Raw genomic sequence first — 24,328 nt, 5'->3', positions numbered from 1 at the left:
TGGGCACCGCCTTCCCGGCCAGTCTCGCGTTGAAGCCACTGAAGCGGAACCTGGAAGGAGAGGGCCATGGCATCGAAGTGGGATGACCGGCTGGAGAAGGCGGCCGGGGCCCGGGGCACGGTGACCTTCAACTGTACAGAGGGCGAGAAGGACGAGATCGCCTCTGCCGCCCAGGCGGTGGGAGCACGCCATGGTCTCCGGCCGCAGCTCGACCGTAACCCTGCCAGCGGTATGCGGGTGGGTTACCGGGCAGAAGGGGACGGAACGGACACGCCGACGGCCTGAGGCTTGCCCGGGCGGCCCGCCCTGTCACTCTGCGCCGCCTTCAACAAGGAGATTCGCATGGACATCCGCCGCTTGGCCGAGGAGGAGCGCCTAAGCGGCGCGGTGGTCTCGGGGGGCTTCGTCTTCCTCGCCGGGCAAGTGGCGGATGACGCCACACTGGATGCTGAGGGCCAGACCGCCGACATCCTGCGCCAGATTGACGCCCTGCTGGCCGAGGCCGGGACAGACAAGCGCGCCCTGTTGCAGGTGCAGGTGATCCTGGCCGACATCGCCGACGCACCCGCGATGAACCGGGCCTGGGATGCCTGGCTGGATCCCTCCGCCAAGCCCGCGCGGATGACGATCCAGGCCCCGCTGGTGAACCCGGCCTGGAAGGTGGAGATCACCGGAATCGCCCGCACGCCGTGAGCATCTGATGCTCCCTGTCGGCGACCGCGCCTGGTTCTCCTTCGCCGTTCTGGGGGCGGCGGCGCTCGGCTTCGGCGTGCTGTTCTGGCTGTTTGCGCCCGGGCTGGACTTCGCGCTGGGCGCGGGAATCGGCTTTGTTACCTAAGCGGCCTTGTTCACCGTGGTCAGGCGCTCGGCCTTTTCCGAAGCGCCGGAGCCGGTGGTCGGAGCGGCCTTCCTGCTGCTCTTCGCCTACTACGAGATCACGCGCAGCTGCCTCGCAAACCCCCGCCCCGCGACCACGGAAGAGGATGACCCCGCGAGGGAACGACCGGGTTTGATGCTGTCCTCGCCGGGGCATAGAAGGAGCGGCCCGGCGGGCGCCGCAATCCGGCCCAGGTCCCGCCGCCAGGCATGTCGATGCTGTGCAGGCGCCGGCGGAAGGGTTCTTTGCGGGCCGCACGGTCCGGGATCAGGGACAGGACGTAAACACGTATGACGGTGGACGGCACGGGGCAGGACTGGCGCGGCAGGCGCGTGCTGGTCACGGGCGGTGCGGGCTTCCTCGGCTCCGCGCTCTGCCACGCGCTCTGGGCGGCAGGCGCTGAAGTAGTGGCGCTGGACGCGATGCTTCCGGGAACCGGGGCGCGGCGGGCCAACCTTGCCGGCAGCGGCGCGCGGCTGGTCGAGGCCGATCTGCGCGACGCTGATCTCGATCCGATGGTGGAGGGTATCGACGCGCTGTTCAACATGGCTGCGCAGACGAGCCATGCCGGCAGCCAGACGGACCCCTTCACGGACCTGGCCATCAATGGCCACGCGCAGCTCCGTTTGATCAGGGCGCTGCGGAAGGGGGCGCCGGATGCGCTTGTGGTTCATGCCTCCACCCGGCAGTTCTATGGCCGCCCGCAGGTTCTGCCGGTGCCGGAGACGCACCCGATCGTGCCACCGGACGCCAATGGCGTCTCGAAATTCGCGGGGGAGCAGTATTGGCTACTGGAGAACCGCGTGCATGGCCGCAGGGTGACATCCTTGCGCCTGACCAATTGCTACGGCCCGCGCATGCGGGTGAAGGATGCGCGGCAGACCTTCCTGGGCATCTGGGTGCGGCGGGTGCTGGAGGGCGAGCCTTTCGAAGTCTGGGGTGGCGAGCAACTCCGCGATTTCTCCTATGTCGATGACGTGGTGGCGGCCTTCCTGGCCGCGGCAGGTGCGCTGGAGGCCGGAACGGGCATGGATGGCGCGGCGGGACGGGCCTTCAACCTGGGCGGCGACGCGCCCATCAGCCTCCGGGCCCTAGGCGATGCCATGGTGGTCGCGGCGGGGCAGGGGCGTTACGAACTCAGAAGTTTTCCAGCGGAGCGCGCCGCGATTGATATCGGCTCCTACCACGCCGATGACAGCGCCTTCCGCAAGCTGACGGGCTGGCGCCCCGGCGTGGGCCTGGCCGAGGGACTGCGCCGCACGGTGGACTGGTTCCGCCCTAACCTTCCCGCCTATCTCTCCGACGAGATCTGAGGACCGACGTTCCCATGAACGCACCCGACATCACCGTACCCCAGGCGGATCTCGGCGCCGGCTACCGTGCGCAGAGGGAGGCCATCGACGCCGCCGTGGCGCGGGTGCTGGCCAGCGGCTGGTACATCCTCGGGCAGGAGGGCGCGGCCTTCGAGAAGGAGTTCGCCTCCTGGCTTGCCGCCGATGGCGGCCCAGAGATGCACGCCGTGGGCTGCGCCAACGGCACGGACGCCATAGCGCTGGTGCTGCGGGGCCTGGGCATCGGGCCGGGCTGCGCCGTCGCCACCGTGTCCCATACCGCTGTCGCAACGGTGGCCGCGATCGAGATGGTCGGCGCGACGCCCATCCTGATCGACATCGACCCAAGGACCTTCTGCATGGACATGGCGGAGTTCCTGGAGGTGCTGCGCAGTCCGCCACCCGGCCTGCCGCCGATCCGCGCCGTGATCCCCGTGCATATCTATGGCCATGCCTGTGACCTGGATGCGATCCTGGAGCCCTGCCGCGTGGCCGGGGTGGCGGTGATCGAGGATGTGGCGCAGGCCCATGGCGGGAGGCTGAATGGCCGCATGCTCGGCACGATCGGCGATGCGGCCGCCTTCAGCCTCTATCCCACGAAGAATCTCGGCGCGCTGGGCGATGCGGGCGTCACGGCCACGCCGGATGCCGTGCTGGCGAAGCGCATGGGCGCGATCCGGCAATATGGCTGGCACACCCGCTACATCTCCGACGAGCCCGGCGTGAACACGCGGCTGGACGAGGTGCAGGCCGCCATCCTGCGCGTGCGCTTGCCGCTTCTGGATGCGGGCAATGCCCGCCGGCGAGAGATCGCGGCAGCCTATGACGCCGCCCTGGCGAACGGCCGCTTCGCCGCGCCCTACCGCGCGCCGGGGGTGGAGCACGTGTTCCACCAGTATGTGCTGCGTGTCCCGGAGCGCGCCTCGGTGATGGAGCGGCTGCGGATGCAGGGCATTGCCACGGCAATCCACTATCCCGTGCCCGTGCACGAGCAGGGGGCGTACAGGGGCCGCATTGCCATGGGGCCCTCCGGCTGCGCCGAGACCTCGCGCGCCGCAGCAGAGGTGATGAGCCTGCCGGTTTTCCCGGAGATGACCGGGGTGCAGCTGGAGAAGGTCTGCGCGGCGCTGCGCGCGCTGTGACACGCCCAGGCCGGGACGGCACGCGCCACCTCTGAGGGGAGGAGACCACGGACCCCTGCGATCCCGAAGCCTGACCGCCCCGGGGCCGTGCCTTAGCTGAAGGCGCGCAGAAGGAGCTGCCCGCCGAGGACCAGCATTCCCACGAAGAACCAGCGTCGGAACACCTCCGGACTGATCCGCCGGCGCAGCGCATTACCCAGCGCCATGCCGATCAGCGCGGGGGCGACGGCCACGATGGATCCCCAGACCAGGTCGCTGCTAAAGGCGCCGGTCATGCCCAGTGCGAGCGCCAGGGCGAAGGTGCAGACGGTGAAGTGAAGGCCCAGCGCCTGCACCGTTTCGTCCCGATTCAGGCCCAGCGCGCCGAGATAGGGCAGGGCCGGAATGACGAAGACGCCGGTCGCCGCGGTCACAACGCCGGTCACCACGCCGACAGCCGGCCCAGCCCATTTCTCGTGCTGCGGCGGAACCTGTGGCATTCTCCAGGGCAGCAGCCCGATTACCCCATAAGCCATCAGCGCCGCCCCGAGTGCGCCCATTGCTGCCCCGGTGCCTCGGCCCGTCAGCATCCCGGCGGCGGCCCAAATTCCCAGGGACACCCCGGCCAGCATTGGCCAGAGGCGGCGGAGCAGCGGCGCCAGCCCGGGGCCGAGCGCCATCTGCCAGGCATTCGTGACGATGGAGGGAATGACGAGCAGTGCCGCTGCCCCGACTGGTGGGATCAGGGAGCCAAGCAAACCCATGGCCACGGTCGGAAGCCCCATGCCAATCACGCCCTTCACGAAGCCAGCGAGGGTGAAGGTGGCCGTGATGGCAAGTATAAGCGTCAAATCCATGGAAGCTCCCTGTGCTCCGTCGCGTCATCCTGCGCGGCGGGGATGCGCGACGTTTCGGCGGCGGCCGTAGTATCACTGCCTGGCCACGCTGTATCGGGCTGGGTGCCGGAGGAGATGCCCCATGGTCAGCACCGCCGCCCTTGCCGAGACCGCCGCTGCTCTGGGCGACCCGGCCCGGCTGAACATCTTGGCCGCGCTGATGGATGGTCGCGCCCTGAGCGCCGGCGAACTGGCGGATGTGGCCGGTGTCGCACCCACCACGGCCAGCGGCCATCTGGCGCGGCTGGTCGAGGCCGGGCTGCTGGCCGTGGAGCGCCAGGGGCGGCATCGCTACCACCGGGTCGCCTCACCCGAGGTTGCGCGGGTGCTGGAAGGGCTGATGGCGCTCTCGGCCGCTCGCCCGCGCAGGCAGCCCCGTACCGGCCCGCGCGACGCGGCTCTGCGCGAGGCCCGTACCTGCTACGACCATCTGGCTGGGCGGCTGGCCGTGGGAATGGCGGATGCCATGGTCGCGCGCGGGCAGCTGGACCTTTCCGCCGATGGCGGTGCGCTGACGGAGGCGGGCGCGGATTTTCTCGCCGGGATCGGCGTTTCCGTGCCTGTCGCGCGGGGGCGCCCCTTCTGCCGCCCCTGCCTGGACTGGAGTGAGCGCCGGCCGCATCTGGCCGGCGCGCTGGGCGCGGCGCTGTGCCGGCGATGCCTTGAACTCGGCTGGGTTCGGCGCGTGGCGGGTTCGCGGGCTGTGACCGTCACCCCCGCCGGGCGTCTTGGTCTCCGCGAGGCCTTTGGCCTGGATCCACGCGAAGCCACGCCTCAGTCGGAGACAATCTCCGCCGCGCGGTAGCCCTGGACGTAGAGCAGCGCACGCAGGTCGGCATGATCCACCCGTGCGCGAGCCGCATGGGCAACGATCGGCTTGGCCCGATAGGCGACGCCGAGGCCCGCCGCGCCGATCATCGCCAGGTCATTCGCGCCGTCGCCCACTGCCAGGGTGGCGCTCATGGGCAGGCCCTTCTCGGCTGCGAGGCGGGTGAGGGTGGCCAGCTTCGAATCGCGGTCGAAGATCGGCTCGGCCACCTTGCCGGAAAGGGCGGAGCCATTGTCCATCAGCGTGTTGGCATGGTGGCTCTGGAAGCCGCAGATCGCCGCCACCCGGCCCGTGAAGAAGGTGAAGCCGCCGGATGCAAGGGCGCAATGCGCGCCATTCGCCGACATGGTGCGCACGAGCTCCTTCGCCCCGGGCATGAGGCGGGTCTGCTCCCAGGTCGCCCGCAGCGCATCGAGCTTGAGGCCCTTGAGCATGGCCACGCGCTCGCGAAGCGCGGCGGCGAAGTCCAGTTCCCCGTTCATGCTGCGCCGGGTGATCTCCGCCACGCGGTCCTTGAGGCCGGCATAGGCGGCCAGCTCGTCCAGCGTCTCCGAAGTGACGATGGTGCTGTCCATGTCGGCGATCAGCAGCGATTTACGCCGGCCTTCAGCAGGCTGGGCGATGGCGTCCACCGGCTCGCCCTCAAGCGCGGCTCGGGCGGCGGCCACGGCCTGATCGGGATCGAGGCGCGAGAAGGGCAGATCCACCGCCTCCGCCTCGGCCAGCCAATCCGGGGCGCCGAAATCGGCACCGAGCGCGGAGAGCGCGTCCCGGGCCCGGCCTAGGAGGGCGGGCGAGAGCTGGCCCGGGGGTGCGATAAGGGTGAGGACATGCGACATGGGCGTGGTTCATGCCCTCGGACCCGCCATGGAGCAATCTGTCAAAAAACTCGGGGCTGCCATCCTGATTGCGGGTCCCACCGCGAGCGGCAAGTCAGCCCTCGCCCTGGTCCTGGCGCAGCGCCTGGGCGGCGTGGTGATCAACGCCGATTCCATGCAGGTTTATCGCGAGCTGCGCATCCTGACCGCCCGGCCGACGCCGGAGGAGGAGGCGATGGCCCCGCATGCCCTCTATGGCGTGCACCCGGCCTCGCGTGCCGCCTCGGTCGCCTGGTGGCGGGAGGCGGCGCTGGAGGCGATGGCGCAGGCGAGGGCGGCGGGGCTTTTGCCGATCCTCTGTGGCGGGACGGGGCTCTATTTCCGCTCCCTGACGGAAGGGCTCTCGGAGCTGCCGGCCATTCCGCCCGAAGCGCGTGAAGAGGCACGGCGCCTGCTCGCGGAGGAAGGACCGGAAGCGCTGCACGCTCGCCTCGCCGTGGTGGACCCGCGTAGCGCGGCGAAGCTCCGCCCGAGTGACAGCCAGCGCCTTGCCAGGGCCTGGGAGGTATGGCGCGGGACGGGAAGGGGGATCGCCGACTGGCAGGAGGACGCGCCGAGCACTGGCCCGGCGCCTTATGCCTTCCGTGCCATCCGCCTGGACCCGCCGCGGGAAGTGCTGCGCCAGGCCATCATTAGGCGGTGGGACGCGATGCTGGCAGCGGGGGCGATGGAAGAGGTCCGGGCCCTGCTGGACCAGCAGCTCGACCCGGCGCTGCCGGCCATGCGCGCGCATGGGGTTCCCGAATTATCCGCCGTGCTCCGGGGAGCGCTTTCGTTGGAGGAGGCAGGCCGGCGGGCCACCCTGGCCATCGGTCAGTACACAAAGCGCCAGGCGACCTGGTTCCGCCATCATCCACTCGCTGTCCCGAGCGGTGCGCATATCATCAATGCGCGGATCGATGGTGTTGAGCAATTTTCGGAAAGTCGACTGGGTGAAATCTTAGCATTTCTGAAAACAAGCGGTTGACGGGGTGGAAGGTGACCCGTAGACCACCGGCCCGCGAATGTTTCCCCGAGGAAAAGCCGCATGTCCGCCACCCTTCCGGCCCAGAGTGAATCCAGCACCCTGACAGGTGCCGAGATCGTCCTCCGTGCGCTGAAGGACCAGGGCGTAGAGGTAATCTTCGGCTATCCGGGGGGCGCGGTCCTTCCGATCTACGATGCGCTGTTCCAGCAGAACGCCATCCGCCATGTGCTGGTTCGGCATGAGCAGGCGGCGGTCCATGCCGCCGAGGGATATGCCCGTTCCACCGGCAAGGTGGGCTGTGTGCTGGTGACCTCCGGCCCCGGCGCCACCAATGCCGTGACGGGGCTTGTGGACGCGTTGCTGGATTCGATCCCGGTGGTCTGTCTGACGGGCCAGGTGCCGACGCATCTGATCGGCAATGACGCCTTCCAGGAAGCCGATACGACGGGCATCACCCGCCCGGCCACCAAGCACAACTACCTCGTCAAGAAGATCGGCGATCTCGCGCGCACGGTTCACGACGCCTTCTACGTGGCGCGTTCGGGCCGCCCCGGCCCGGTGGTGGTCGACCTGCCGAAGGACATCCTTCTGGCCAAGGGCACCTATGAGGAAGCCCCGCGGGAGGAGCACCGGTCCTATCGCCCGACCACGCGCCCGGAGGCCGAGCAGATCCGCAAGGCGGTGGCGCTGCTGAAGGGCGCGAAGCGCCCTGTCGTCTATGCCGGCGGCGGCGTCGTGAATGCTGGCCCGGAAGCGAGCGAGCTGCTGACGAAGTTCGTGCGCATGGCGAACATGCCCTGCACGAACACCCTGATGGGCCTGGGCGTCTTTCCTGCGAGCGATCCGCGCTTCATCGGCATGCTGGGCATGCACGGCACGGTCGAGGCAAACCTCGCCATGCATGGCTGCGACGTGATGTTCAACATCGGCGCGCGCTTCGATGACCGTGTGACGGGGCGGCTGAACGCCTTCTCCCCGGGATCGGTGAAGATCCACGCCGATATCGACCCGTCCAACATCAACAAGAACGTCAAGGTGGATGTGCCCATCGTGGGCGATGCCGCCGCCGTGCTGCGCGCCCTGATCGAGGCCTGGGAGGCGGATCGCGCCGAGCAGGACCGCGAGGCGCTGGCGGGCTGGTGGAAGGAGATCGATTCCTGGCGCGCCCGCAACTGCCTGCAGTACGAGCAGAAGGGCAGCATCATCAAGCCGCAGCATGCGGTGAAGCGCCTTTACGAGATCACACGCGAGACGGGGCGCGACACCTTCATCTCGACCGAGGTGGGGCAGCACCAGATGTGGGCGGCGCAGTATTTCGGCTTCGAGAAGCCGAACCGCTGGATGACCTCGGGCGGACTGGGCACGATGGGTTACGGGTTGCCGGCCGCGGCGGGCGTACAGATCGCTCATCCGGACGCGCTGGTGATTGACATTGCCGGCGAGGCCAGCATCCTGATGAACATCCAGGAGATGGGCACGCTGGCGCAGTACCGCCTGCCCGTGAAGGTCTTCATCCTGAACAACGAATATATGGGCATGGTGCGCCAGTGGCAGGAACTGCTGCACGGCTCGCGCTATTCCGAGAGCTATTCGGCCGCGCTGCCCGACTTCGTGAAGCTGGCCGAGAGCTTCCACGCCCGCGGGCTGCGCGCGACGGATGCGAGCCATCTGGACGAGGTGATCCGCGAGATGATCGCCCATCCCGGCCCGGTCATCGCTGATATCGCCGTGGACCAGAAGGAAAACGTCTTCCCGATGATTCCCTCGGGCGCCGCGCATAATGAGATGATCCTCGGGCCGGGGCAGCAAGGCGGTGTCGCCGGCGTGACGGACGAAGGCAAGGTGCTGGTCTGATCATGTCCGACAAGTTTGCGAACGAGGGCCAGCGCACCGCCACCATCGCGGTGCTCGTGGAGAACGAGGCCGGCGTGCTGGCGCGCGTCATCGGCCTCTTCTCTGGCCGTGGCTACAATATTGAGAGCCTGACCGTGGCCCCGGTGGATGAGGAGCGGCGACTGTCGCGCATCACCGTCGTCACCACCGGCACGGACATGATCATCGAGCAGATCAAGGCGCAGCTTGACCGCTTAGTTCCCGTGCATACGGTGGCGGACCTGACCATGGACGGCCCGCACCTCATGCGGGAGCTTGCTCTGATCAAGGTGGTTGGGCGTGGCGATGCACGCATGGAAGCGCTGCGCCTGGGCGACGCCTTCCGCGCCCGCGTGGTGGATGCGAGCCATGAGAGCGCGACCTTCGAGATGACCGGCACGGCCGAGAAGATCGACGCCTTCGTGGCGCTGATGCGGCCGTTGGGGCTGGCGGAGGTGTCCCGAACGGGTGCCGTCGCCATCGCGCGTGGGCCGCGCAGCCTGGCGGCCTGACAACCGGACCGGACCGCTTCCAGGCTGGAGCCGGTCCGGGCGTTTTCGACCCAGAGGGGGAAGTGCAGATGCGCGTTTACTATGACCGCGACGCGGACGTGAACCTGATCAAGGCCAAGAAGGTCGCGGTCATCGGATTCGGCAGCCAGGGCCACGCCCATGCCATGAACATGCGCGATTCCGGCGTGAAGGAGGTCGTGATCGGCCTCCGCCCCGGCGCCTCCGCGAAGAAGGCCGAGGCTGCCGGCTTCAAGGTCATGTCCCCGGCGGACGCCGCCAAGTGGGCCGATGTTGTCATGGTGCTGACCCCGGATGAGGGCCAGGGCGACCTGTATCGCGATCACCTGCACGCCAACATGAAGGAAGGCGCCGCGCTTGCCTTCGCCCATGGCCTGAACGTCCACTTCAACCTGCTCGACCCGCGTCCGGACATTGACGTGTTCATGATCGCGCCGAAGGGCCCGGGCCACACCGTGCGCGGCGAGTACCAGAAGGGCGGCGGCGTGCCCTGCCTCGTGGCCGTGCACCAGAACCCCTCGGGCAACGGCATGGAGATTGCGCTCTCCTACGCCTCCGCCATCGGCGGCGGCCGCTCGGGCGTGATCGAGACGACCTTCAAGGAGGAGTGCGAGACCGACCTGTTCGGCGAGCAGGCCGTGCTTTGCGGTGGTCTGGTGGAGCTGATCAAGGCGGGCTTCGAGACGCTGGTCGAGGCCGGATACGCCCCCGAGATGGCCTATTTCGAGTGCCTCCACGAGGTGAAGCTGATTGTCGACCTCATCTATGAGGGCGGCATCGCCAACATGAACTACTCCATCTCCAACACCGCCGAGTATGGCGAGTACGTCACCGGCCCGCGCATCGTGACGGCCGAGACCAAGGCGGAGATGAAGAAGGTTCTGAACGACATTCAGTCCGGCAAGTTCGCCCGCGACTGGATGCTGGAGAACAAGGTGAACCAGGCCAGCTTCAAGGCCACCCGCCGCCGTCTGGCCGAGCACCCGATTGAGCAGGTGGGCGAGCGCCTTCGCGCCATGATGCCCTGGATCAAGAAGAACCAGCTGGTCGACCAGACCAAGAACTGATCGCCTGAACGAAGCGCCGCCGGGTCTCACCGCCCGGCGGCGTTTTCGATTCTACTCCGCCGGCGCAGGGAAGGCGGCGACCCGCAGGGCGCGCCGCTCGATTGAGTGCGATAGGGCTGCCAACGCCGCTGCCGCCAGGGCGATGCAGGCCGCGATCAGCGGCAAGGTCGCGTAGCTCGCGCCATAGGTCAGGGCAACGCCGCTGATCCAGGCGCCACCCGCATTGCCCAGGTTGAACGCCCCCTGGTTCACGGTGGAGGCGAGGGTGGGTGCGCCCGGGGCCATCTGGATCACCCGCATCTGCATCGGCGTGCCAATGGAAGAGTTGGCGACCGCCCAGGCCAGGATTGCCGCCACGGCCGCCATCGGGTTGGTCAGCACGCCCGACATGACCACCATCACCCCGGCGGCCGCCAGCAGCAGGGCGATGACCATCGGCATCAGCTTCCAATCGCCCAGCCGCCCGCCGAGCAGGTTGCCGGCCGTCATGCCAAGCCCCACAACCAGCAGTACGGCCGAGATGCCCTGGCCGGTGATGCCTGTCACATGCTCCAGCATCGGCGCGATATAGGTGAAGATCGCGAACATGGCGGCGGAGGTCAGCACGCTGATCAGCATGGCCAGCTGAACCTGCGGTCGCGCCATGGCCCGGAACTCCGCCATGATGCCGCCGGCACCACGCGGCAGGTCGCGCGGCAGCCAGAGATGCAGTGCCAGCATCGCCAGCGCTCCGATCATGCCGACACCCCAGAAGGTGGATCGCCAGCCCGTGACCTGCCCGATCGCGGTTCCAATCGGCACGCCCAGCACATTGGCGAGGGTAAGGCCCATGAACATCAGCGCGATGGCACGGGCCTGCCGCCCAGCCGGCACCACCTGCGTCGCGACCACGGCGCCCAGGCCGAAGAAAGCCGCGTGGGCGAAGGCGGTCAGCACGCGGGCCGCCATCAGCCAGCCGTAGTCAGCCGCCAGGGCACAGGCGATATTTCCCAGTACAAACAGTCCCATCAGTGCGATCAGCACGGGCCTCCGCGGCGCCCGGGCCGTGGCGACCGCCATGATGGGGGCGCCTACCACCACGCCGAGCGCATATCCGGAGACGAGAAAGCCGGCCTGCGGGATTGTGACCTGCAGATCGGCGGCAAGTTGGGGCAGCAGCCCCATGATGATGAACTCGGTCATCCCGATCCCGAATGCGGCGACCGAGAGGGAGAGAAGCGGCAGGCCCATGCGGGTGCTTCCGGATGAAGGGACAGAGGAGCTTTCCTATTTGCTGCAACGCAGCATGGATGCAAGCGCCCCGCCCACATGGCCGCTTCACGCAGTGTGGACGCGGCCCGTCCTTTCAGTGCTTGCCTCGTGGCACCTTGCGACGTAGCTTCTGCGCCATGCAGGCGACTCCCGCCCGTTTCGCGCCTTTCAGCACCGGCCTTTCCGCCGGAATGCTGGCGCGCCCGGCGCTCGCCCTTCTTCCCCTTATTCTCCTTCGACTTCGCCGCCCCTGGGCGTGACGCGCGGCTGATCGGCCGGCATCGCTCAGGGGGACCCCCCGGGCGACGCGCCCGCCTGTTCAACCACACGGCACTCGAAGGAACGGCCAATGGCCCAGAATCACCCCAGCTTCGGCAAGATCGCGGAAGACCGCGTCATTATTTTCGACACCACGCTGCGCGACGGCGAGCAGTCCCCGGGCTTTTCCATGAATCTGGAGGAAAAGCTGCGCATGGCGGAAAGCCTGGCCGAGCTGGGTGCGGACGTGCTGGAGGCCGGCTTCCCGATCGCCAGCCCCGGTGACTTCGAGAGCGTCCGCTCCATTGCCCAGCGCTTTGCCAAGGATGGCCCTGTGGTTTGCGGCCTGGCTCGTTCCGCCGACGCCGACATCATTCGGGCCGCCGAGGCCATCAAGCCCGCCGCCCGCGGCCGCATTCACACCTTCATCTCTACCAGCGACCTGCATATGCGCGTGAAGCTGCGCATGTCGAATGAGGAGGTGCTGGCCGCCGTGGTGCGCAGTGTCACGCTCGCCCGCCAGCACACGGACGATGTGGAGTGGTCGGCCGAGGATGGCAGCCGCACGGATCCCGACTTTCTGTGCCGCTGCGTCGAGGCCGCGATCAAGGCGGGCGCGACCACCATCAACGTTCCGGACACCGTGGGCTACGCCCTGCCGGAGGACATGACCCGCATCTTCACCATGCTACGGGACCGGGTGCCGGGCGCGGATGGAGTGATCTTCTCGACCCACAACCATGACGATCTGGGCCTGGCCGTCGCCAACACCATCGCCGCCATCCAGGCCGGCGCCCGCCAGGTGGAGTGCACGATCAACGGCATTGGGGAGCGCGCCGGCAACGCCTCTTTGGAGGAGGTGGCAATGGCCCTGCGCACGCGCGGCAACGCCATCGCGCGCAAGACCGGAATTCACACGCCGAACATCCTGAAGACCTCGCGCCTGCTGGCCACCATCACCGGCTTCGACGTGCAGCCGAACAAGGCGATCGTCGGCCGCAACGCCTTCGCCCATGAGTCCGGCATCCACCAGGACGGGGTGCTGAAGGATGCCTCCACCTATGAAATCATGACACCGGAGAGCGTGGGCTGGACCACGAACTCGCTGGTGCTGGGCAAGCATTCCGGCCGCGCGGCCTTCCGCGATAAGCTGAAGGCCCTGGGCTATGAGCTGGGCGACAACGCCCTGAACGATGCCTTCCGCCGCTTCAAGGATCTCGCTGACCGCAAGAAGGTCGTCTACGACGAAGACGTGGCCGCGCTGGTGGATGACGAGGTGATCCGCCAGAACGACCGCGTGAAGCTGACGGCGATGACCGTCACCTCCGGCCTGAACACCCGCCCGATGGCCACGCTGAAGCTGGAGATCGATGGCGAGGAGGTCGAGGGCATGGCCGTCGGCGACGGTGCTGTGGATGCCACCTTCAACGCGATCCGCGCGGCCTATCCGCATGACGTGGCGCTGAAGCTCTATGCCGTGCAGTCCGTCACGGGCGGAACGGACGCCCAGGCGCGCGTGACCGTGCGCTTCGAAGAGAACGGCAAGCTCGTGGACGGGCAGGGGGCGGATACCGACACCATCGTCGCCTCCGCCCGCGCCTATGTGCATGCGTTGAACAAGCTGCTGGTGAAGCGGGAGCGGACCGCGCCGGCAGAGATGGCCGCGCCGGCGGCCTGATAGGACGGGGGAGGGCGGCCTGGCCGCCCTCCCGGTTCCTCACGCCTTTAGCCGGGGAAGCAGCGCCTCGGCATTGCCGCTCTCGATCGCGCGTAAGGCCGCGGCCTCCAGCCCACACCCGGCCAGTCCCTGCACCTGCTCCGGCCCGGTCCGATAGGGGAAGTCGGTTCCGAGCACGATCTGGCTGACCGGTACCAACTGCGTCAGTGCCCCCATGGCGACCGGGTTCGCTGCCTGGGCGGTATCATACAGGAAGCGCCCGATCGCTGGCCGGACCGCATTCCCCGCCAGCTTCGCGGCCATGGCCGGGATCCGTGCCTGGAACTCCAGCCGCTCGATCAGGAACGGCATGGTTCCGCCGGCATGGGAGAAGATGAAGCGGATATCCGGGAATTTCGCCGCCGTGCCCGTGAACATCAGGCTGGCGATGCTGCGAGTCGTGTCCGTGCCGTATTCCACCACCGTGTCGAAAACCGAGGGAACGAGATTCGCGCAGCAGGCCGGCGACAATGGGTGGGTGGCGGCCACTGCCCGGCGCCGGTTCAGTTCCTCGTAGAGCGGGTGGAACATCGCATCGCCCAGCCACTGGTTCCCGTAGCTGGTGAAGAGAAGGACGCCGTCGGCTTTCAGAACATCCATGGCGTAGGCAGCCTCGGCCAGGCTTCCCTCCACATCCGGCAGCGGCAGGGTGGCGAAGGCACCGAAGCGCCGGGGATAGCGCTGGACCAGTTCCGCCGCATACTCGTTGCAGGCGCGTGCTAGGCGGCGCCGCTCCTCGCCCTGGACGAAACTCATGCCCGGCGTGCTGACGGAAAGAATGGCGATGTCGATTCCGGCCGCGTCCATGTCGGCGATGGTCCGCTCCGGTGTCCAGTCCCGCGCGACTGGCAGAAGATCCATCTTCTGGAGCGCCGCATCGCGCCAGGCGGGGGGCGAGAGATGGTGGTGGACATCGATCCGCCGCCGGGCCGGGGTGGCAGGCTGGGCCCGGACCGCCCCCGGAAGCAGCGTGGCCGCGCCGGCGCCAATAAGACCCCGTATCATTGCGCGGCGCGGGACATGGCAGGGGCAGCCGGCGGCGTGGCCCCTGCCGGAGTCGCAGGCAAAGATCGTCATGGGCACCGTTTCCATTCCCTTCGGGCCGACTCCTTCGCGGCCGGTCCCGGAAAGATGGAAGACGGCGCCATTGCGCCGGGCAAGTGTCGACGACACTCCCGGCCGCGTGGGCTGGACAGATGCGAAAAGGGCGCCCCCGCAGGGGCGCCCTTCACCGCGCTTCTGTTTGGACTTTGTCTTCGAGGCTCAGCGCCAGGCGGGGCGGCCGAGATTGACGTCGTTGCCGCTGGTCAGCGCGCCGCCGGCCGCGCCGGCCGCGCCGCCGAGCAGCGCGCCCGTGCCGGCACTGCCGCCCGTGATCGCGGCGATACCCGCGCCGGCGCCGGCGCCAAGAAGACCGCCGGATACCGCCCGGTCACCGGTGCGGTAGCCGCAGGCGCCGAGGCCGAGGCTGGCAGCGGCGAGAAGGACGAGGCTGGTCTTTCGCATGACTGGTTCCTGTTCTTTGCAATGTTGGACTATGGGAGGAGAACGCCTCCTGAGGTGGGACGGTTGCGGCACTGTCATCTTGGCCTCTGCCCATCGTTTCCGGCTTGAGCGGCACGGCCCTTGCCGCTAGTCACCCTTCGCCCGAACATCCGGGCTTTCCCAAGTCCTTCCCGAGGTCAGATCCGCATGTTCTCCCGCCTGTTCGGCTTCCTCTCCGCCGACATGGCCATCGACCTCGGCACGGCGAACACCCTGGTCTATGTGAAGGGCCGCGGCATCGTCCTGAACGAGCCCTCGGTCGTCGCCATCGCTGATATCCGTGGTCGCAAGCAGGTGCTGGCGGTGGGCGAGGAGGCCAAGATGATGCTTGGCCGCACGCCCGGAAACATTGCCGCCATTCGCCCCCTCCGGGACGGCGTGATTGCCGACTTCGAGGTGGCGGAAGAGATGATCAAGCACTTCATCCGCAAGGTGCATAACCGGCGCAGCTTCGCCTCGCCCATGATCATCGTCTGCGTGCCCTCCGGCTCTACAGCCGTGGAGCGCCGCGCGATCCAGGAGAGCGCCGAGTCGGCCGGCGCCCGCAAGGTGCTGCTGATCGAGGAGCCCATGGCGGCCGCCATCGGCGCCGGCCTGCCGGTAACCGAGCCCTCTGGCTCCATGATCGTCGACATTGGTGGCGGTACGACAGAGGTGGCCGTTATTTCGCTGGGCGGCATCGTCTATGCCCGCAGCGTCCGCGTCGGCGGGGACAAGATGGACGAGGCCATCATCTCCTATATCCGCAGGCAGTTTAACCTCCTGATCGGCGAGAGCACGGCCGAGCGGATCAAGATGGAGATCGGCGCCGCCGCGGCCCCGGAAGACGGGGAGGAAGGCCCGATTACCGAGGTGAAGGGCCGCGACCTCATGAATGGCGTGCCGCGGGAGGTCTATGTCTCCATGCGGCAGATTTCGGAAAGCCTGTCAGAGCCGGTTTCCCAGATCGTGGAGGCGGTGAAGGTGGCGTTGGAGAACACCCCGCCGGAGCTGGCCGCCGACATCGTGGACAAGGGCATCGTTTTGACCGGCGGCGGCGCGCTGCTGCACCGGCTGGATGGGGTGTTGCGGGACGCGACCGGCCTGCCCGTGAGCGTCGCTGAGGAGGCGCTCTCCTGTGTCGCATTGGGCACAGGTCGGGCCCTTGAGGAAATGAAGCGGCTTCGCCACGTCCTCTCTTCGATGTATTGATCGATCACGGAGTCGCGAGCGGACGAGTCGTGGTCCGTTTCGGTCTCGTGAGAATTGTTCACGATCAGGGCGTTGGTCGCAACATCTTCCGGATTCGGGAAGTTTGTGGCGGGCGAGGGGGAGATCAGCATGATTCGTCTGAGCGTCCCGCTTCGTCAGGCCCTGGGGCGACTTTCGCTTCCCGTGCTGATCGCGGCGGCTTTCGGGACCATGCTTCTCGGCAAGGCCGATACGCTTCTGGTCGAGCGGGCGCGGATGGCGCTGGCGGATCTCCTAGCGCCTCTCTACGCCGTCGCCGCTGAACCAATCGGGGCGGTGCGGAATGCCGTGACGGAGGCGCGCGGGCTGCTGCACCTGCGGGAGGAAGCGGCCCGGCTTCGGGAGGAGAATGAGCGGCTGCATCGCTGGCAGGCCGCGGCCCTGGCCCTGGAGGCGGAGAACACCATGCTCCGGCGCCAGCTTTCCTTCGTCCCGGATCCCGCGCCGCAGTTCCACACGGCCCGGGTTGTGGCCGATGCCGGTGGCACCTATGCGAAGGCCGTTCTGATCGCGACCAATCCCTTCCTCCAGGTTCAGAAGGGCCAGGTGGCGCTGGATGAGCGTGGCCTGGCTGGGCGAGTGACGGAGGTTGGGTCCCGTTCGGCCCGGATCCTGCTGGTCACGGATATGAACAGCCGCATCCCCGTCGTGCTTGAGGGTTCGCGCGCCCGGGCCATCATGGTGGGCACAAATGGTGCCCGTCCCCGCCTGCAACACTGGCCAGCCGGCCTGCAGCCGCAGGAGGGGGACCGGGTCGTGACCTCGGCCGAATCCGCTACTTTCCCGGCGGGCCTGCCGGTCGGAGTCGTTCGCATCGGTGATACGGGCTGGCCGGAGGTGGAGCTCTTCGCACAGCTCGATCGGCTGGATCTGCTGCGCATCTTTGAATTCGGGCTCGCCGGCATTCTTCCGCCGGAAGCGGTCGCGCGTCCGGATCCCTCGGTCCGCCCGCGGCGGTGAACCCGATCATGGCCCGACCAGGACGCCCCGCCGCAGCCCCCGGCCTGCTGGCGCGGCTGGACGCGCTCGCGCGCGCGGCCACGCCCAGTGCGACCACGGCCATCGTCATGATCCTCGCCGCCGCCCCGGTGGGGTTGCCCTCCCTCATGCCCGCCGTGGCCTTGGCTGGGGTGTTCTTTTGGAGCCTGTTCCGCCCGGGCTCGATGCCCGCCCCGGCCGTCTTCGGCCTCGGTATCCTGCAGGACCTGCTCGGCTTCGCCCCGCTGGGGATCGGCATATTGACCTTGCTGCTGACCCATGGGGCCGCACTACGGGTGCGGCGAGTGCTGGCCAAGCAGTCATTCCTGCTGGTCTGGCTGGCCTATTGCGGCTTTGCGGTGCTGGCGGTGGCGCTGGGCTATATTCTCCAGACGCTGCTTGGCTGGCAGCTTCCGCCCACCTCCCCGGCCATCACCCAGCTGGGCCTGATCATCGGCCTCTATCCACTCCTCGCCTGGCTCATGACCGGGGCGCATCGCGCCATGCAGCGCGCCGAGGCTCTGGCATGAGGAGGTGGGCGTGAGCGCGGCCCGGAAGGAAGAGGAAGCGCGCCGTAGCGTCTTCACCCGCCGCGCCCTGCTGCTTGGCGGAATCCAGCTCAGTGCGCTGGGCTTTCTCGGCTGGCGGCTGAAGAAGCTGCAGGTGGAGGAGGGGGAGCGCTACGCGACTCTTGCGGAGGAGAACCGCGTCTCTGCCCGGCTTGTTGCCCCCCCGCGCGGCCGGGTGCTGGACCGGGCAGGGAAGGTTATTGCTGGCAGCCAGCTGAACTGGCGTGCCCTGGTCGTGGCTGAGGACGCACGCGACGTGTCCGCCGTGCTCGACACCTTCAGCAAGATCGTCCCGCTGACCGAGATTGAGCGCCTGCGGATCGAGCGCGAGGTGCGCCGCCGGCGCCGCTTCATCCCGGTGACCGTGCGTGAGTTTCTCACTTGGGAGGAAATGGCCCGGATCGAGGTGAACGCCCCGGATCTTCCAGGGATCTCCGTCGATGTCGGCACCACCCGGGAATATCCCGAGAAGGAGCATCTGGCCCATATCGTCGGCTATGTGGCCCCGCCGGCAGAGGCCGATATCGGCGAGGATCCACTGCTGGAGCTTCCGGGCATCCGCGTGGGCCGTGCCGGGATCGAGCGCTACCACGACAAGCTCCTGCGCGGCCGCGCCGGCTCCATCCGGTTGGAGGTGAACGCCGTGGGCCGCGTGATCCGAGAGTTGGACCGGCGTGAGGGCCAGCCGGGCCAGGACGTCCAGATCAGCGTCGATGCTGAACTGCAGCGCACGGTTCGCAGCCGTTGCGAGGAGGGGACCAGCGCCGTCGTGATGGATGCCCGGACCGGCGAGGTGCTGGCCATGGCCACCCAGCCCTCCTTCGATCCGAATCTGTTCAACTCCGGCGTTTCGGCGGCCCAGTGGCGGGAATGGACCAGCAAGCGCCAGACACCGCTGATCAACAAGACGACCAACGGCCTCTACGCGCCCGGATCCACCTTCAAGATGGTGGTTGCCCTGGCCGCGCTGGAGGCGAAGGTCTGCACCCCCGCTGAGCGCGTTCCCTGTCCCGGCTATTACGACCTGGGCGACACCCGCTTCCACTGCTGGGCCCGCTACGGCCATGGCAGCGCGGATATGAAGGGCGGCCTCAAGCACTCCTGCGACTGCTATTTCTACGAAATGGCCAAGCGCACGGGAATCGACCGGATCGCCGCGATGGCGAATCGCCTCGGGCTTGGTGTGGATCTCGACATTGAGCTTCCCGGCACCCGGCGTGGGCTGGTTCCGACCCGTGCCTGGCGCCAGGCCCAGGGCAAGCCCTGGAACCTGGGCGACACGGTGGTGCATGGCATCGGCCAGGGCTTCTACCAGCTCACCCCTCTGTCGCTGGCCACCATGACGGCCCGGCTGGCCACCGGAAAGGCCGTGCAGCCACATCTGACCCGCTCCATCGGCGGACGGCCCGTGCGGGGCGCACGGACGGAGGACTGGCCTTCTCTCGGCATCCCCGAGCGCGACCTGCGCGTGGTCCGTGAGGGCATGTGGGCCGTGGTGAACGAGGAGGGCGGCACGGCCAAGGTGGCCAAGCTGCCGGCCAGCATGGGGCAGCTTGCGGGGAAGACGGGCAGCACCCAGGTGCGCCGGGTCAGCCGCGAGCAGCGCGAGCGCGGCTTCCGCGTGGAGGCCATGCCGCGCGAATGGCGGCCGCATGCGCTCTTCGTCTCCTACGCGCCCTATGATGACCCCAGATACGCAGTCATGGTGATTGTGGAACACGGTTCGTCCGGTGCCGGAGCGGCGGCCCCGATCGCCCGCGACATCATGATCGACACCATCAACCGCTTCCGCCAGCCGGCCGCGTCATCCGCCCGGGTGGCTGATGCGGGACCCGCCCGTGAAGCCTCGCCGGGGGCTACCCGCCCATGATGCTGCGCGAACCGGCCTTCTACGAGCGCCGGCTGCTGATGCGGAAGTACAGCTTCGGCATTCTCGAGAAGCTCTGGCATATTCCCTGGCTGTTTGTGCTGATGCTCTGCGCCGTGGCGGCCATCGGCTATGTCGCCCTCTACTCGGCGGGAGGCGGCTCACCGGATGCCTATGCCTCGAAGCACGCGATCCGCTTCGGCTTCGGGCTGGTGATGATGCTCTCCCTTTCCCTGGTCGACATCCGCGTGATCGCCCGCTTCGCCTGGGTGGGCTACGCGATCGGCGTGGCCCTGCTGGTGTTGGTGTTGGTGCACGGCAATGTGGGCAAGGGGGCGCAGCGCTGGATCGATATCGGGCCCATCCAGCTTCAGCCGTCCGAACTGATGAAGATCATGCTCGTGCTTGGCCTGGCCTCCTGGTTCCACCGGGCCTCCTGGGAGCGGATGGGCAACCCGCTTTTCCTCATCCCGCCGGCCTTGGCCGTGCTGGTGCCCATGGCGCTGATCCTGAAGCAGCCGAATCTCGGCACGGCGCTGATCACCGGCATGATCGGGGCGGCGATGTTCTGGGCCGCGGGCGTGCGCTGGTGGAAGTTCGCCATCGTCCTCGCGGGCGCAGGCATCGCCGCGCCCATCGCTTACGACCATTTGCATGACTACCAGCGCGCCCGGATCACCACCTTCCTGGACCCGGAGAGTGATCCGCTTGGCGCCGGCTACAACATCATCCAGAGCAAGATCGCGTTGGGCTCCGGCGGCATCTGGGGGAAGGGGTTCCTGCAAGGCACTCAGGGACACCTGAACTTCCTGCCGGAGAAGCAGACCGACTTTATCTTCACCATGATCGCCGAGGAGTTCGGCCTGGTCGGTGCCCTGGGCACGCTCGGGTTGCTGGCCCTGGTCATTATCTTTGCCATGCTGACGGCGTTGCGCTGCCGACACCAGTTCGGGCGGCTGGTGGCTCTGGGTCTTGGGATGAACTTCTTCCTCTATGTCTTTGTAAACATTGCTATGGTCACGGGCAGCATCCCCGTGGGCGGCGTGCCGTTGCCGCTGATCAGCCATGGCGGTTCGGCGGTGCTGACAGTGATGCTGGGCTTCGGCCTGCTCGGCAGTGTTTACGTGCACCGGGATGCCGAGTTCGCTGCGGCGCGGGAATAAGTGAGATAACGGGGTTGACCTTCCCGCTGGATCGGATAGAAGCCGCGCCACGCCAGGGCGGTGACGCACCTCCCCGAGCGGCCCGGCGCCCCAGGCGCCGCGGCAGAGTGGAATGGGCGCATAGCTCAGTTGGTAGAGCAGCTGACTCTTAATCAGCGGGTCCTAGGTTCGAGCCCTAGTGCGCCCACCATTCCATCTTAGAAATTTCAATCTCTTACGAGACGGTATCGTCAAGTTCTTCGTCTGCCGGCTTGCCCGAGTGGGCCATCCCCGAGTAGGCGAGTGGAATTTCCGCCCCCGCCTGCCGTAGCTTCGCCGGGTATCGCTTCCAGGCCAAGATCATTAGCCATGCGGCATGGCTCTATGTCCGCTTCCCGCTCCGCTTGCGACTGGTGGCGCAGATACTGGCCTTCCGCGGCATCGTGGTTAGCCACGAAATACTGTGGTCGGGGTCACCTGCGCGCGCTTTGGGGCTCCTCCGCTTCACCAGCTTTCAATGCGCTGAGCAAGCGGCCAAGGCCCCGGCCGCCATCACCTTAAGCGCCTCGACGCTGCCCAGCTCCATGTTCGGCCGGGGCGCCAGTCCCGCACGGCGGAACCAGCTATCGATGACGACCCGCGTGTTGGCCCCGGTCTCGTAGAGGATCAGCGGCAGCTTCGCCAGGTCGGCGGCCGTGGGCGCGGGACGCCCGGCCGGTGCCATGGCCGTGGGAAGGAACGCGACCAGTGATCCGTGACAATCCGCATCGCCATGAGCAAGCGGCCCAGCGCGGCCGGGAGGATGACCAGCGCGGCATCCAGTTCGCTCTCCTCAACCCTGCGCAGAATGTCTGGTGTGCTGCCGGTGGCAATGATCACCTCAAGCCCCGGCATCCGCTCGTTCAGGTCCGCCAGGACCTGGCGGCAGCAGGTGGATGCAGGCCGTGGTGCCGGTGCCGAGGCAGACGCGCCAGGCCTCGCCGGATTGGTAGGTCGCGGCCACCGCACTGGCGTCCTCGACCGCGGCCTGCGCCTAGCGGGCAGGCTCGATCAGAACCCGCCCAGCCGCGGTCGGGACCGCGCGCCCGACGACGCGCTCAAGCAGTCGGACGTCCATGGCGCGCTCTGGATTCGCGGAGCTGCTGGCTGGCCGCGGGCTAGGTCAGGCCGAGCGCCTGCGCAGCCCTCGGGACACCGCCAGTTTCGACGACGTAGAGGAGGGCCTGCAGTTGTCGGAGGCTTGGGCCGCGCATGCCTAAAACTTATCGGCATGTGGCACATCAAAAAGTCTTTCTTTTGCTTACGCCTTGGCGGCGGCAGGCTGGGGGCATGGACACGCAAGCTCTCCCTTCGCCTGCCGAGCCGCTCTCGGCGATCCGCATCAGGTCCTCGACGGAGGATGACGTCGGCGCCATCGCCGCCATCTATGGCCACCATGTCAGGCACGGAACCGGCTCCTTCGAAACCGAACCGCCCGGGGCGGAGGAGATGCGCCGCCGCCGGGCCGACATCCTGGCCCGCGAGCTGCCCTACCTCGTCGCCGAGGGCGAAGGCGGTGCCATCCTCGGCTACGCCTATGCCAGCGCCTACCGGCCCCGGGCGGCCTACCGGAACACCGCCGAGAATTCCGTCTATGTACGGCACGACGCCACTGGCCGCGGTATCGGCCGCCTACTGCTCGCCGAGTTGATCGCCCGCTGCGAGGCGCTTGGGCTGCGGCAAATGGTCGCGGTAGTCGGTGACAGCGCGAACCTGGCCTCAGTGCGCCTCCATCAGGCCTTCGGCTTCCGCTTGGTCGGCACGCTGATCTCTGTGGGGCGTAAGCACGGTCGCTGGCTGGATACGGTGCTGCTGCAGCGTCCCCTCGGCGACGGCGACGGCACTGCCCCGGCCGTGGGCGAGTAAGGCGATGCAGGCCGGGGATGCCGCGCAGCAGCGTCTGCCCTGGCGTGGCACCGTCAACTTGCCGGCTTCAAGGTGACGAGGCTGACGGATCAGTAGCAGGATCGAGGGCGACTAACCCCGCGCGGCGCCCTCGCTGATGCCGAGCCAAACCTCGAAAGCACGGGCCCTTGCGGCGCGGTACTCGCTGGCGGTGAGGTGGTTGTGGCGAAGATGGAAGAGGTTGCTGATCCCGTCGTGGACGGAGAGGAAGCGCTGCGCCTGGGCTGCTGATTTGAAGCGCTTCATCTGTCGTTCCCGTCGTGGCGTCGCCTGATGCGAGTTCAGCGAATCAACAACAACCCCAAGCTCAACAACTGCATCAAGGGCTGGCGCGCGGCCCAGCACGACTGGGTTGTCCTGGCCGATTCAAATGTCCTGATGCCACCAGACTACGTTCAGCAACTCATAAAAAACTGGCGAGCAGACACGGGCCTAGTCTGCTCCACCCCGCTCGGCATCCGTCCCGGCAATTTCTGGGCCCAGGTTGAATGCGCCTTCCTCAATACACTCCGGGCGCGCTGGCAATACGCCGGAGAGCAGACAGGGCTGGGCTTCGCCCAGGGAAAGACCATGCTCTGGCACCGCCCCTTCCTCGAAGCGCGGGGCGGCATAGAGGCACTGGCCACCGACATTGCAGAGGATGCCGCAGCGACGAAATTGGTACGCGCAGCGGGGCTGCAGGTTCATCTGGTGGACAGTCCCTTCGAGCAGCCCCTTGGTGCGCGGACGGCGCGTCAGGTGTGGAACCGGCAACTCCGATGGGCACGTCTGCGGCGCCTGACCTTTCCTCTCTTCTTCGCGCCGGAAATCCTGAGCGGCGCGACGGTGCCCCTAGCGGCGGGATTGATCGCGGGTGCCGCAGCGGGGATCAGCCTGCCCCTGATCGCCATCGGGCTACTCGGCCTTTGGTACGGCGCCGAAGCAACTCTGGCCGCGAGCAAGGGCTGGCCGCTCTCCTGGAGGCTGGTGGCGGCCTTCGCTCTGCGCGATGCGATGATTCCCGCCTTATGGCTCATGGCCTGGACGGCTGGGCGTACGATCTGGCGCGGCAATGCCATGAGGATCCGCTTCGAGCGGGTTCCGTCAGAGCAGCCGGGCTAAGGCTATCCGGGCTCCTCGCCGCGGCGGCCTGGGTAGCAAGCGCCGCTGCCGTTGCGGTCCAGGGGCTGTGGAACTGTAGTATCATGCCACCGGTGCTCCGGAGCAGAACCATTGCGAAGAGGGACGCGAGTTCCGTGTTGTTCAAGCGGTTTTATCAGCGCTCGCGCGAGAAGTGATATGATTGGCTGGGCGGGGCCTCCGCTGGTAGGCTTCGCAACAAGCGGGGCGGGAAGCGGGAATGAGCTGCGTGTGCTGCGGCTCGGCCACCATGAAAGCACAGCCCGAGCGCACGGCCCGGGGCTACCGCTGATTTCGCGGCCGTGACTGCGGTGAGCAGTTCAACGGAATCTGCCAGCGC

Annotated in this window: 25 protein-coding genes, 1 tRNA gene and 1 pseudogene; 20 read left to right on the top strand and 7 right to left on the bottom strand. The window is 67.7% G+C overall.

Features of this window, described 5'->3' with window-relative positions:
• Positions 1-66 precede the first annotated feature (66 nt).
• From ACO1BU_RS06000 to ACO1BU_RS05980, 5 genes are all read left to right on the top strand, one after another.
• On the top strand, positions 67-285 hold the full coding sequence (locus tag ACO1BU_RS06000) for a hypothetical protein (RefSeq protein ID WP_424135008.1): 219 nt from the start codon (positions 67-69) through the stop codon (positions 283-285).
• Positions 286-342: 57 nt separating this feature from the next.
• Entirely contained in the window at positions 343-693 is a 351-nt protein-coding gene (locus ACO1BU_RS05995; RefSeq protein ID WP_424135007.1) for a RidA family protein, read from the top strand.
• 7 nt (positions 694-700) lie between these two features.
• Complete coding sequence (locus ACO1BU_RS05990) at positions 701-838, top strand: hypothetical protein (RefSeq protein WP_424135006.1); 138 nt, start codon at positions 701-703, stop codon at positions 836-838.
• A 329-nt stretch (positions 839-1,167) separates the two neighbouring features.
• The gene (locus tag ACO1BU_RS05985; RefSeq protein ID WP_424135005.1) at positions 1,168-2,190 is read left to right on the top strand and encodes an NAD-dependent epimerase/dehydratase family protein; all 1,023 of its coding nucleotides are present in this window, start codon (positions 1,168-1,170) and stop codon (positions 2,188-2,190) included.
• 14 nt (positions 2,191-2,204) lie between these two features.
• On the top strand, positions 2,205-3,350 hold the full coding sequence (locus ACO1BU_RS05980; protein ID WP_424135004.1) for a DegT/DnrJ/EryC1/StrS family aminotransferase: 1,146 nt from the start codon (positions 2,205-2,207) through the stop codon (positions 3,348-3,350).
• A gap of 92 nt (positions 3,351-3,442) precedes the next feature.
• Here ACO1BU_RS05980 and ACO1BU_RS05975 read toward each other — a convergent pair whose 3' ends face one another.
• The gene (locus ACO1BU_RS05975) at positions 3,443-4,186 is read right to left on the bottom strand and encodes a sulfite exporter TauE/SafE family protein (RefSeq protein ID WP_424135003.1); all 744 of its coding nucleotides are present in this window, start codon (positions 4,184-4,186) and stop codon (positions 3,443-3,445) included.
• Positions 4,187-4,307: 121 nt separating this feature from the next.
• On the opposite strand from ACO1BU_RS05975, the gene ACO1BU_RS05970 reads away from it, so the two are divergent.
• Complete coding sequence (locus ACO1BU_RS05970) at positions 4,308-5,030, top strand: ArsR/SmtB family transcription factor (RefSeq protein ID WP_424135002.1); 723 nt, start codon at positions 4,308-4,310, stop codon at positions 5,028-5,030.
• On the opposite strand, the gene serB is transcribed toward ACO1BU_RS05970, so the two are convergent.
• The gene (gene serB, locus ACO1BU_RS05965) at positions 5,000-5,893 is read right to left on the bottom strand and encodes a phosphoserine phosphatase SerB (protein WP_424135001.1); all 894 of its coding nucleotides are present in this window, start codon (positions 5,891-5,893) and stop codon (positions 5,000-5,002) included. The two genes, ACO1BU_RS05970 and serB, sit on opposite strands and share 31 nt — an antisense overlap.
• 28 nt (positions 5,894-5,921) lie before the next feature.
• On the opposite strand from serB, the gene miaA reads away from it, so the two are divergent.
• The 4 genes from miaA to ilvC all read left to right on the top strand — a co-directional run bounded on the left by miaA (position 5,922) and on the right by ilvC (position 10,368).
• Complete coding sequence (miaA, locus tag ACO1BU_RS05960; protein WP_424135000.1) at positions 5,922-6,899, top strand: tRNA (adenosine(37)-N6)-dimethylallyltransferase MiaA; 978 nt, start codon at positions 5,922-5,924, stop codon at positions 6,897-6,899.
• A gap of 60 nt (positions 6,900-6,959) precedes the next feature.
• Positions 6,960-8,753, top strand: a complete 1,794-nt coding sequence (locus ACO1BU_RS05955) for an acetolactate synthase 3 large subunit (RefSeq protein WP_424134999.1) — start codon at positions 6,960-6,962, stop codon at positions 8,751-8,753.
• Between the two features lie 2 nt (positions 8,754-8,755).
• Positions 8,756-9,283, top strand: a complete 528-nt coding sequence (gene ilvN / locus ACO1BU_RS05950) for an acetolactate synthase small subunit (RefSeq protein WP_424134998.1) — start codon at positions 8,756-8,758, stop codon at positions 9,281-9,283.
• A 68-nt stretch (positions 9,284-9,351) separates the two neighbouring features.
• Entirely contained in the window at positions 9,352-10,368 is a 1,017-nt protein-coding gene (ilvC, locus tag ACO1BU_RS05945; RefSeq protein ID WP_424134997.1) for a ketol-acid reductoisomerase, read from the top strand.
• A gap of 51 nt (positions 10,369-10,419) precedes the next feature.
• On the opposite strand, the gene ACO1BU_RS05940 is transcribed toward ilvC, so the two are convergent.
• The gene (locus ACO1BU_RS05940) at positions 10,420-11,598 is read right to left on the bottom strand and encodes an MFS transporter (protein WP_424134996.1); all 1,179 of its coding nucleotides are present in this window, start codon (positions 11,596-11,598) and stop codon (positions 10,420-10,422) included.
• A 370-nt stretch (positions 11,599-11,968) separates the two neighbouring features.
• Here ACO1BU_RS05940 and ACO1BU_RS05935 point away from each other — a divergent pair, with 370 nt between their 5' ends.
• Positions 11,969-13,555, top strand: a complete 1,587-nt coding sequence (locus ACO1BU_RS05935; protein ID WP_424134995.1) for a 2-isopropylmalate synthase — start codon at positions 11,969-11,971, stop codon at positions 13,553-13,555.
• Between the two features lie 39 nt (positions 13,556-13,594).
• Here ACO1BU_RS05935 and ACO1BU_RS05930 read toward each other — a convergent pair whose 3' ends face one another.
• On the bottom strand, positions 13,595-14,671 hold the full coding sequence (locus tag ACO1BU_RS05930) for an amidohydrolase family protein (RefSeq protein ID WP_424134994.1): 1,077 nt from the start codon (positions 14,669-14,671) through the stop codon (positions 13,595-13,597).
• A gap of 186 nt (positions 14,672-14,857) precedes the next feature.
• Positions 14,858-15,100 (bottom strand): hypothetical protein, encoded by a 243-nt coding sequence (locus tag ACO1BU_RS05925; RefSeq protein ID WP_424134993.1) that lies wholly within the window; start codon positions 15,098-15,100, stop codon positions 14,858-14,860.
• 186 nt (positions 15,101-15,286) lie between these two features.
• On the opposite strand from ACO1BU_RS05925, the gene ACO1BU_RS05920 reads away from it, so the two are divergent.
• The 6 genes from ACO1BU_RS05920 (at position 15,287) to ACO1BU_RS05895 (ending at position 21,136) form a co-directional block, all read left to right on the top strand.
• Entirely contained in the window at positions 15,287-16,330 is a 1,044-nt protein-coding gene (locus tag ACO1BU_RS05920) for a rod shape-determining protein (protein WP_424134992.1), read from the top strand.
• 129 nt (positions 16,331-16,459) lie between these two features.
• On the top strand, positions 16,460-17,329 hold the full coding sequence (gene mreC / locus ACO1BU_RS05915) for a rod shape-determining protein MreC (RefSeq protein WP_424134991.1): 870 nt from the start codon (positions 16,460-16,462) through the stop codon (positions 17,327-17,329).
• An 8-nt stretch (positions 17,330-17,337) separates the two neighbouring features.
• Positions 17,338-17,877 (top strand): rod shape-determining protein MreD, encoded by a 540-nt coding sequence (gene mreD / locus ACO1BU_RS05910; protein WP_424134990.1) that lies wholly within the window; start codon positions 17,338-17,340, stop codon positions 17,875-17,877.
• A gap of 10 nt (positions 17,878-17,887) precedes the next feature.
• Positions 17,888-19,786 carry a penicillin-binding protein 2 gene (gene mrdA, locus ACO1BU_RS05905; RefSeq protein ID WP_424134989.1) on the top strand — a complete coding sequence of 633 codons (1,899 nt, stop codon included), beginning with the start codon at positions 17,888-17,890 and terminating at the stop codon, positions 19,784-19,786.
• Positions 19,783-20,946 (top strand): rod shape-determining protein RodA, encoded by a 1,164-nt coding sequence (gene rodA, locus ACO1BU_RS05900; RefSeq protein ID WP_424134988.1) that lies wholly within the window; start codon positions 19,783-19,785, stop codon positions 20,944-20,946. Before mrdA ends, rodA begins: the two co-directional genes overlap by 4 nt.
• 114 nt (positions 20,947-21,060) lie before the next feature.
• Positions 21,061-21,136 (top strand) — tRNA-Lys (locus tag ACO1BU_RS05895).
• A 303-nt stretch (positions 21,137-21,439) separates the two neighbouring features.
• Here ACO1BU_RS05895 and ACO1BU_RS05890 read toward each other — a convergent pair.
• Positions 21,440-21,673: a LysR family transcriptional regulator substrate-binding protein gene (locus ACO1BU_RS05890; RefSeq protein WP_424135018.1), complete on the bottom strand. Its 234-nt coding sequence runs from the start codon at positions 21,671-21,673 to the stop codon at positions 21,440-21,442.
• A gap of 367 nt (positions 21,674-22,040) precedes the next feature.
• On the opposite strand from ACO1BU_RS05890, the gene ACO1BU_RS05885 reads away from it, so the two are divergent.
• A complete protein-coding gene (locus ACO1BU_RS05885) occupies positions 22,041-22,184 on the top strand; it encodes a hypothetical protein (RefSeq protein WP_424134987.1) in 144 nt (47 codons plus the stop codon).
• A gap of 70 nt (positions 22,185-22,254) precedes the next feature.
• Positions 22,255-22,830: a GNAT family N-acetyltransferase gene (locus tag ACO1BU_RS05880; protein ID WP_424134986.1), complete on the top strand. Its 576-nt coding sequence runs from the start codon at positions 22,255-22,257 to the stop codon at positions 22,828-22,830.
• A 111-nt stretch (positions 22,831-22,941) separates the two neighbouring features.
• Here the strand turns inward: ACO1BU_RS05880 and ACO1BU_RS05875 are convergent.
• Positions 22,942-23,148, bottom strand: a pseudogene (locus tag ACO1BU_RS05875) (IS6 family transposase); the annotation flags it as partial.
• Here ACO1BU_RS05875 and ACO1BU_RS05870 point away from each other — a divergent pair.
• On the top strand, positions 23,143-23,970 hold the full coding sequence (locus ACO1BU_RS05870; protein WP_424134985.1) for a glycosyltransferase family 21 protein: 828 nt from the start codon (positions 23,143-23,145) through the stop codon (positions 23,968-23,970). The pseudogene ACO1BU_RS05875 and the gene ACO1BU_RS05870 sit on opposite strands and share 6 nt — an antisense overlap.
• Positions 23,971-24,328: the final 358 nt, after the last annotated feature.

The sequence above is a fragment of the Roseomonas chloroacetimidivorans genome (assembly GCF_049629625.1).
GTDB classification, from domain to species: domain Bacteria; phylum Pseudomonadota; class Alphaproteobacteria; order Acetobacterales; family Acetobacteraceae; genus Roseomonas; species Roseomonas chloroacetimidivorans.
This window is presented reverse-complemented; position numbering and strand designations above follow the sequence as displayed.